The organism is Mesorhizobium sp. M5C.F.Ca.IN.020.32.2.1, assembly GCF_004023105.1.
GTDB lineage: Bacteria > Pseudomonadota > Alphaproteobacteria > Rhizobiales > Rhizobiaceae > Mesorhizobium > Mesorhizobium wenxiniae.
On record NZ_RZSX01000333.1, the window covers coordinates 1 to 6,405 of the forward strand.

6 protein-coding genes are annotated in these 6,405 nt (G+C 63.3%); all 6 read right to left on the bottom strand.

Annotation, left to right across the window (positions count from 1 at the left end):
- Nucleotides 1–377 (bottom strand): hypothetical protein (locus tag EOA86_RS39425; RefSeq protein ID WP_206630057.1); only part of this gene is annotated, 377 nt, incomplete at its 3' end.
- 347 nt (nt 378–724) lie between these two features.
- On the bottom strand, nt 725–1,459 hold the full coding sequence (locus tag EOA86_RS17685) for an ABC transporter ATP-binding protein (protein ID WP_127212564.1): 735 nt from the start codon (nt 1,457–1,459) through the stop codon (nt 725–727).
- Complete coding sequence (locus tag EOA86_RS17690; protein ID WP_128342827.1) at nt 1,452–3,230, bottom strand: ATP-binding cassette domain-containing protein; 1,779 nt, start codon at nt 3,228–3,230, stop codon at nt 1,452–1,454. The genes EOA86_RS17685 and EOA86_RS17690 overlap by 8 nt, the downstream gene beginning before the upstream one ends.
- The gene (locus tag EOA86_RS17695; protein ID WP_127212014.1) at nt 3,217–4,050 is read right to left on the bottom strand and encodes a branched-chain amino acid ABC transporter permease; all 834 of its coding nucleotides are present in this window, start codon (nt 4,048–4,050) and stop codon (nt 3,217–3,219) included. Before EOA86_RS17695 ends, EOA86_RS17690 begins: the two co-directional genes overlap by 14 nt.
- 67 nt (nt 4,051–4,117) lie before the next feature.
- Complete coding sequence (locus EOA86_RS17700) at nt 4,118–5,269, bottom strand: substrate-binding protein (RefSeq protein WP_128342829.1); 1,152 nt, start codon at nt 5,267–5,269, stop codon at nt 4,118–4,120.
- 52 nt (nt 5,270–5,321) lie between these two features.
- Nucleotides 5,322–6,167 (bottom strand): nitrilase family protein, encoded by an 846-nt coding sequence (locus EOA86_RS17705; protein WP_127212012.1) that lies wholly within the window; start codon nt 6,165–6,167, stop codon nt 5,322–5,324.
- Nucleotides 6,168–6,405 lie beyond the last annotated feature (238 nt).

Sequence of the window (6,405 nt, forward strand, 5' to 3'; positions counted from 1 at the left end):
AGAAGCCAGACTATGTCATACCACCATTCGAATTCAGTGGTATTGGGATTTGTGGCGGTATCCCGATAAGCCAAGAGCGCGATCCCCAGTGCGAATCCGCTCGTGAATTTTCCGTATGCCCACCCCGGGTCGTCTGCCTTCCACATAGTAAACGGCCCCGCCCCCCAACCTGACCAATGTGGAGTGTGGCCTGAGCTTTGACTGGGGCCGACATATTTAATCCCGTCGAACGGTAACACGGCTCCAGCGTCAGCCTGCACAACCCAGGCGTCGACCCACCTGGGTTCTTCGGAGGGGTTGAGGCCTGTGATCGGACCCGTCGGCCACTCGACCCGACCATTGTTAAGTGTCTGCATAAGGTCCCAATTGGCTGCCATGACATATCTCCAATCGCTGCCGGGCGACTCGCCCGGATTCAAGAACAAGAGATCATATGCTCGTCAACTATGTACCATTTCTTCGAAATCGGCTAGGTTATACATTAGGTTTAGGTAATGTGCCGTAGGCGCTCGCGCGCGAACTTCTGGAACGGGTCCGACTGCTACCGTTCATTGGGGATGCCTCGAACTTCCGCAGATGGCGCAATCGCGGCGTCCAGAATGGTCGCCAACAATCTCTGCTTTCAGGCAGTGGCAACGGTCACCTCGGTGGCCGATATCAGGCGCATTGCTGCCGTTCACAACGCGGACAATGTGCCGCGACCTCGCTTCCGAATGCGCGTGTCTTAGATCTTCAGGTGCTGAAGAACGCGGGCCGCCGTGCCCGCCGTCACATCGCCGGCATCGTCGATCCGGCCGAGCTTCAGCACTGCCCAGCTGTCCGCGACGCCGAGGGCGAAGGGTAGGTTCTGCTCAACGATCAGGATTGTCGTGCCGTTCGTCCTGCGCTCCTCCCGGAGTGCCGCGGCGATGCGTTCGACGACTGATGGCTGCAGGCCCTCGGAAATCTCGTCGATCAGCAACAGCTTCGGCCGCAGCATCAGCGCGCGGCCGAGAATGAGCATCTTCTGCTCGCCGCCGGACAGCGTTCCGGCCCGTTGCGACAAGCGCTCCGTGAGGAACGGAAAATGCTCGTAAACCCGTTCCACGGCTTGTGCAAAACCGCGATCCGAGCGCAAGACGAGGCGCAGATTGTCGCGCACGCTGAGATCCTGGAACAGCGCCTGCTCCTGCGGCGCATAGCCGACTCCCGACGCAATCAGCGAGGCCTGCGAAACACCACCGATCGAAGTGCCGTCGAGGCGGATGTCGCCCGAACGCAGCGCCACGAAGCCGAGGATGGTTTTTAGCACGGTGGTCTTGCCCATGCCGTTCTTACCCATCAGCGCGAAGATCTGTCCCGGCGCGATGGCCAGCGACAGCGCCTCGATGATGGCAACCGGCCCGTAGCCGCTCGACACATTCGACAGCGACAGTTTCGGCGCGATGGTTTTGGCCTCTGCCTGTCTTGCCTCAAGCATGGGCGCCTCCCGAATAGATCGTCCTGACCATTTCGGAATTGACGACCTGATCGACGCTGCCGTCGAGGACAAGCTTGCCTTGGTGGAGAACGACGATCCTGGTCGAGATGTCACGGACGAAATCGAGGTCGTGCTCCACCAGTATGGCGGCAAAGCCAAGCTCGCCGGTCAGCTTCTGCAGCGTCGCGCCAATGGTCGTGCGCTCGACCTTGGTCAGCCCGGCCGTAGGCTCGTCGAGCAGGATGAGCTTTGGCTCGAGTGCTACGACCATGGCGAGCTCGAGGCTCTGCTTCTGCCCATGCGACAGCAGTGACACCGGTCGGCCGAGCATGCGGTCGAGCCCGGTGGAGCGCAGAATGTCGGCGGCGGCCGCCGGCAGTCCAAGCGTGGCGGAGCGGCGCAGCAGGCTCGGCGCGTTGCGCGAGGCGCGTGCCATGCGCAGGCAGTCGGCGACGGTCAGGCTGTCGAAGACGCTCGCCACCTGGAACTTGCGTCCGACGCCGAGCGCGACGATCTCATCCGGTGTCATGCCGCTGATGTCTTGGCCGGCGATGATGACGGTTCCGGTCGTGGCGTCGGTGCCGTCGCTCAGGCAGCGCATCAGCGTCGTCTTGCCTGCGCCATTCGGACCGACGAGGCTGACCAGCTCGCCGGGGTGAACGTCGAGATCGATCCCTTGCAGCACCTGCAGGCTGCCGAAGGATTTGCCGAGGCCGCTGACGGCGAGCGCGCGGTTGCCGGCCTCCGATCCGTGGCCGGCCGGTTCGGCGGCGAGGGTAGGGCTACCCGATTGGCTGGTCTGCTCTTCATTGCGGCGCGGCAGCACCATCCTGGCCAGTTGCGCCAGCCCGTTCGGCAACAGGATGATCATCATGACGAACAGCGCGCCGACGACTAGGTTCCACAGGAAGGGCAGGTCGCCGGAAAGCTGGGCGCTGAGGTAATCGATGCCGATCGCGCCGATCACCGGCCCGATGATCGTGCCGCGGCCGCCCAGCGCCGTCCAGATGACGATCTCGGTGCCGAAGACGAAGCCGGTGTTCTCAGGTGCCACCACACCCGACGCGTTGGCATAGAGGAAGCCGGCAATGCCGGCGACGCCGGCGAGGATCGTTGTCAGCACGATCTTCAACCGCTGCGGATCGAGGCCAAGATAGGCGCAGCGCGCTTCATTGTCGCGAATGGCGAGGAGCAGCTTGCCTGCATCCGAGCGGGTGAAGACCAGGGCGACAACGGTGGTGACGATGAGGCAGATGCCGGTAAGCCGGAAATAGCCCGGCAAGCCGAGCGGCAGGCCGGAATAGCCGACCAGCCCGCTGCTCGATCCGGTCCACACGCCACCCGAAAACACCAGCTGCGTGACCACGATCGGCACGACGAGCGAAATCACCGTCGCATAGAGCGGAGTCGAGCCGTGGCCGAATGACAACCAGCCGACGAAGGCACCGAGCAACACCGGCACGAAGATCGCCAGCGCGAGTGCCAGTGCCAACAGCGCCGGGGTTGCGCCGAGATGGCTGAGCACCATGGCGCTGGCATAGGCGCCGGTCCCGAAGAAGGCCGCCTGGCCGAAGGTCAGAATGCCGGTATAGCCCCACAAAATGTCGACAGTCACCGCCAGCATGGCGTAAATCATCGAGCGGGTCAGCACATTGAGCGTGAACCGGTCGAACAGCGCTGGCCCGATAATGACGACGACCGCCACCGCAAGCGCGAGCGCCGCAAGCAGCCAGACCCTTGGCGGAATGGAACGGCTCTCAGGCACGGGCAAATCCCTTCGGGCTGATGCGCAGCACCAGGGCGCAGAGGACCGCCACCGTGATGCCACCGAAAATGGGGCTGACGAAAGTGCTGACCAGAACCTGTGCGCCGCCGAAGACGAGGCAGGCTATGGCTAAAGTCGAGAAGGACGAACCGGCGACCATGACCAGCATGAACGAGCCAATCAGCCAGGCCACGCCCATATTCGGGTCTACGCTGGTCAGCGGCGTGAGCAGCACGCCGGCAAGTGCCGCCAGCCCGGTTCCGACCATGAAGGTGGCCAGCCGCACGCGCGCGGTGTCGATGCCGAGCGCGCGCGCCAGCGTCTCGTTCATGATCACCGCCTGCGCCGACAGGCCTAGCCGCGTGCCTTCGAGAAGGAAGGTGAAGGCAATCCCGATGACCAGCGCGGCGGCGACCGCGAACAGCCGGTAGAGCGAATAGCCGACGCCGAACACATCGACAGTGCCGGACAGCAAATTGGGGGTGAACTGCACGTCACGCCCGAACCACAGCGTGATCAGCTGGCCGATGACGATGCCGAGACCCCAGGTCGCCAGTATGGCGTCGAGCGGCCGGCGATAGAGCGGCCGTACGATGACCAGCTCGGTGATGCCGCCGAGGATCGCTCCCACGGCAAAGGCGATCGGCAGCGCCGCCCAGGGATTGAGCCCAAGGCCGGCGGTTGCCACCGCGCAATAGGCGCCGATCGTCAGCCAGGCGCCATGGGCGAAATTGATGATCTTCAGCACGCCGAAGATCGCCAGCAGGCCGGCGGCGACGATGAACAGGATCGCCGCCGTCGTCACCATGTCCAGGAGAAGCGTCATGGCAGGTTCCCGATAGTGTGGAACGGGGCGGCGCAGGGCCGCCGCCCCGTTGCGATGACAGGTGCGACTACAGGTTCGGGCACTGTTCGCCGGGGTCGACGCCTTCGAATTTGTCGACCACGCTGACCGAACCGTCCGCCTTCACCTGGCCGAGATACATGGTCAGCGGAGCGTGGTGCTGCTTGCTCATCGAGACTGTGCCGCGCGGGCCGGTGAAGGATACCTCGGCGAGTGCTGCAAGCACAGCGGCGGTGTCGGTCGTCCCGGCTTTCTCGACCGCGGCCTTGTAGAGATAGATGCCTTCATATTCCGGCACCGAGAGGTCGTTCGGGGTGCGCAGTTCGGCGCCGAACTTCTTGTGCATGGCGGCAAGGAAGCTCTTGTTGGTGTCGCTGTCGATGCTGGTGACATAGGAAGCGGAAATGAAGATTCCGGCCGCGTCTGCGCCCATGCTTTTGGCAGTTCCTTCATCGACGGCCAGATTGCCGTAGGGGATGGTGACACCGGCCCCGCGCAACTGCTTGGTCAAGGTGACATTGGGCGCGCCGCCCGCCGTCGAGGTGATCACGGCATCGGCGCCGGAGCTTTTCAGATTGGAGATGATCGCCGTCCAGTCGCTGCCTTCCATCGGCAAATATTCTTCACCGACGACGCTGGCGCCTGACTTCTCGATATAGGCCTTGGCGAACTCCAGCATGCCGCGGCCGAAGGCGTAGTCGGAGCCGATCAGGAAGAACTTCTTGGCGCCCTGCGTCTTGATGAAATTGTCGACGATCGGCGGCACCTGCTGTTCGGGTACCCAGGCGTTGACGAACAAATTGGCATTGCAGGATTTGCCCTCGTAAAACGAGGTGTAGATGTAGGGGATGTCGCCCTTGGTGATGATCGGCAGGCCGGCATTGCGCGCCGCACTCGTCTCCATGGTGATGACGGCGTTGACCTCCTTCTGGAAGACCAGCGAATCGAAGGCCTTCTGCGCGCCTGCGGCACCGGAGGCGTCGTCGGCGATCTCCAGCGCAAGCTGGCGTCCGAGTACGCCGCCGGCGGCGTTGATCTCGGCGACCGCCAGCTCCGCCGACTGCACGACCGAGGGCGCGACGACGCTGTTGGCGCCAGAAAGGCCGACCGGGATGCCGATCTTGATCGGACCGTCCGCCGCGAAGGCGGAAGTGGCCAGGGCGGCGCTGGCGAATGCAACGATCAGTGCTTTGTTCTTCATGGTATTCCCCTTTCTTTGCCTATCGTACCGGGTGGTGCCGGCTTCTTCTTGGTTATCCGTAGACGTCGCTGCGGCGGTCGCCGATGGCGTCGTTGCGCTCGCTCAGCGCCCGGGCCTGGGCGATGACGCCAAGGTTGATCGTGGCGATGAGGATCTCCTCGCCGGCTTCGCTGGCAGGACCAGCGATCGGCCAGCCGGTCGGGCCGACGATCAGGCTCCTGCCGACAAAAGGCTGGCCACGTTCGGTGCCGACGCGGTCGGCGCAGGCGATGTAGATGCCATTGCTGTGCGCGGCCGCCTTGTGCAGGATGTTGGCCATCGGCTCGGGATGCTGACCCTGGGCCGGCATCGGTACCCAGTTGGTCGGCACGCAGACCAGCTCCGCGCCCTTCAGCGCCAGCTGCCTGTAGGTCTCGGGAAACCAGCCGTCATAGCAGATCGCAACGCCGATCCGGCCGATCGCGGTATCGAACACCGGCAGGCCGAGATTGCCCGGCTGGAAATAGAGCTTTTCGCGGTTCCACAGATGCAGCTTGCGGTAGGTACCGATAGGACCGGATGGTCCGCACAGCATGGCCGCGTTGAAGAACTGGTCGCTGTCGCGCTCGGCAAGGCCGCTGACGATGTGCAGGTTAAGTTCGTTTGCCAGGCTGCACAGCAGCATGGCACTGCGGCCATCCGGAATGGGGGCGGCGAGCGCGGCCAGCTCGTCCTGGCTGTCGAAGACATAGCCGCTGTCGGCAAGCTCGGGCAGCACCACCACCGATGCGCCCAGACCGGCAGCCTGGCGGATCAATCGCTCCATCGACTTCAGATTATCGTCCAGCCGGCCGATCGCCGGCTGGAACTGGATGCAGGCCAGACGCAGGTCCGCCGTCGCATTCGCATGTATCGTCAAAGCGTGTCTCCAAACGCAAAAAACCCCTGGCGCGGAAGTCATCCGCGAACCAAGGGCTGCATAGCCATCAATGTGAAACGGCACTCCTGCCGATGAGCAAACCTGCTCGTGCTTTAAGCAGTTGCACAGCCGGGAGGCCGCGTCAAGAGCCAAAGAGTTCGGCGGTCTGCCGCACCGGAAGTTGCTGTTTAGAGTAATAAAATCAGGTAGTTGCAAGAAATTTCTGATGCGATAATCT

Bases quoted from the DNA above. Each gene is read 5' to 3' on its own strand.
- EOA86_RS17685 (WP_127212564.1), bottom strand. From the start codon at position 1,459: ATGCTTGAGGCAAGACAGGCAGAGGCCAAAACCATCGCGCCGAAACTG.
- EOA86_RS17695 (WP_127212014.1), bottom strand. From the start codon at position 4,050: ATGACGCTTCTCCTGGACATGGTGACGACGGCGGCGATCCTGTTCATC.
- EOA86_RS17700 (WP_128342829.1), bottom strand. From the start codon at position 5,269: ATGAAGAACAAAGCACTGATCGTTGCATTCGCCAGCGCCGCCCTGGCC.